General features: G+C 23.7%; 3 protein-coding genes. All 3 read right to left on the reverse strand.

Going from position 1 to position 2,484, the window contains the following annotated elements; all coding sequences use genetic code 11:
* Positions 1-219: 219 nt before the first annotated feature.
* The 3 genes from GBZ86_RS14895 to GBZ86_RS14905 all read right to left on the reverse strand — a co-directional run bounded on the left by GBZ86_RS14895 (position 220) and on the right by GBZ86_RS14905 (position 2,374).
* On the reverse strand, positions 220-933 hold the full coding sequence (locus GBZ86_RS14895; RefSeq protein WP_152891953.1) for a transaldolase: 714 nt from the start codon (positions 931-933) through the stop codon (positions 220-222).
* Positions 934-1,122: 189 nt separating this feature from the next.
* Positions 1,123-1,806, reverse strand: a complete 684-nt coding sequence (locus tag GBZ86_RS14900; RefSeq protein WP_152891955.1) for a DUF6773 family protein — start codon at positions 1,804-1,806, stop codon at positions 1,123-1,125.
* Between the two features lie 109 nt (positions 1,807-1,915).
* The gene (locus GBZ86_RS14905; RefSeq protein ID WP_152891957.1) at positions 1,916-2,374 is read right to left on the reverse strand and encodes a hypothetical protein; all 459 of its coding nucleotides are present in this window, start codon (positions 2,372-2,374) and stop codon (positions 1,916-1,918) included.
* Positions 2,375-2,484: the final 110 nt, after the last annotated feature.

A 2,484-nucleotide genomic window follows, 5' to 3' on the forward strand; every position in this document is an offset into this window, starting at 1 on the left:
ATTTTTAAAATCTTCTCATAGAAGGTCTTTTTGTTGTACCTAAAAATAATCTTTGATAGTTTTTAAAAATAATATTTTCAAAATAATATCTAACCTATTTTTTCATATTAAACTTTACACTATCTTTACATATAAGCTACTTAAAAAACATTGCACTATTAAATTAACGTTTAAATATTTTGTTTTTAATAATGAAAACAAACCCTAAAAATAAATTATTTATAATATTTTATACCCTAAACTTATGGCATCTTTATAAAATCCATTTACTGTATCTAAAGAATACTCCTCTAATGATTTCCCAAAATTCTTAAATTTATCTAATATATCATTTGTTATAGTAATTATTTGACACCCACTTTCATCAGCATGCACTACATTCAAAGCTTCTCTGCAACTTGCCCATAAAATTTCAATATTAGGTTTATCTTTACAAAGCTCTACTGCTTCTTTAACAATATTTATAGGATTCACTCCTGTATCTGCTATTCTACCAGCAAAAATTGAAATAATACTTGGTGTTTTAGGATTTAAAGCTTTTATTATTTCTTTAACTTGCTCTATTGTAAATACCGCTGTAACATTAACCTTAATTCCTTCATCACTTAGCTTTTTAATTATCTCTCCTGTAAAATTACCTTTTGTATTTGTAACAGGAATTTTTATATAAACATTATCTCCCCAGGTAGATATTTCTCTTGCTTCTTTTTCCATGTCATCTATATTGTCTGAAAAAACCTCAAAAGAAACTGGCATATCTTTTATTGCTTTTAATACTTCTTTTGCAAACTTTTTATAATCCTTAATTCCAGCTTTTTTCATTAATGATGGATTTGTTGTAAATCCACTAACAATGCCTTTGTTATACTCTTGAACCATTCCTTCTAAATCTGCTCCATCTGCAAATATCTTTATCTTTAAATTTTCTAACATATTATCACCCTTTCAACCTTTTTTGAAACTGTTTACAATTTAAATTATATATGAGCTTTTTTATCATTAAAAGCTTGAAGTATTTCCATTTAATTGTGGCAAAAATCATACTAAAAATTTTATTTTTACATTACAAAAATAAAAAAGTTCAATAAAAATTATAAAATATAATTTTTATTGAACTTTTTTCTAGTTAGCCAATTTATCCGCATTTTTCTCTGATTTTTTAGATATAAGATTAAGGGGTATGATAACAAAAATTACCCAAAGTATGATATCCTTTAAGATAAATATTATATCTCTATTAGTTAATACTTCACCTGAAATTATTCTATTCCAATTATTCAGTAAAATGAATAGTACAGCTCCTATTACTGAGCCTAATATTTTTCTTACTTTCTGTTTATTCTTACTTACTCTAGATATAAGTAATCCTTTTTTCATACTTTTATATGTAACATAAGCGCATGGTATGAAGATTTCTATATTAAAGAATGATAATAAAAAAGCTTCATTCCTTAATATCCCTCTGTTAATCATAAGTGCTAATATCGCCATCATAACCAATAACCCAATAAACTCTATGTAAAAAGCTTCATAAAAAATTTTATTTCTATATGTTAAGTTAAATTCATCTCTTCCTTTAAAAAAATCTATTAAATTAACTCTTAAAAATAAAGTTCTTATAAATATGTATGAATTCCCTCCTACTAATATTAACAACTCTGGACTAATAGATAATATATTAATATTTATTAAGTACATTTTTAAGGTTAAAGTAATTAATGCTAAAGCTTGCAATATTAAATAACCATCAAAATATACATGATGTAACTCTTTATCAACTCTTTCCTCTTCATTATGAAACTTCATAAGCTGTCCCTCCTATAAGTTTTAATTAATCTGTTTTATACAAAATTTAATGTATACTTTTCATCATCACTATAATATAAAATCTTAATTCTTACTAATTTTTAAATTATTAATTATTAAACTTCTTGTCATTTTCCTGAGATTTTTTGCCTAATGCTTTTACTGCAAAATGTGTTGGAATTATAATAAATAGAATATCCATTAATATGTCAAACATTATACGTGCTGTTTTCATAATTAAACTTTTATCTGATTTCAAGAACTCCCAATCACTACCTAATATACATAAAAATACAATAAGCAGTATTAATATATACCTCTTTCTAGTATTTTTCTTGCTTGCTTTTATTCTAGGTATAAGTAATCCTTCTTTCATAGTTTTATATATAACATAAATACCAGGTAAAAAAAATTCAATTGCTAAAAAGTAACATAAATTCATTTTACCTATTAATAATATTGTTATTGTCATCATACCTATTAATATAAAACATAAGTAAAAACCTTGTGAAAAAATTTTATTCCTATAAATTAAATTAAATTCATCACACCCTTTTAAGAAATTCATTAAATTAACTCTTAACCCTAATTATTCATGAAAAAATAAAAATCATAATAGATATGGCTTAAAATAATGCTTTTCTACAAAAAAAAATTCACCTATTAGGTGAAAAAGTA

Origin of the sequence: Clostridium tarantellae, assembly GCF_009295725.1 — a bacterium.
Classification (GTDB): domain Bacteria; phylum Bacillota; class Clostridia; order Clostridiales; family Clostridiaceae; genus Sarcina; species Sarcina tarantellae.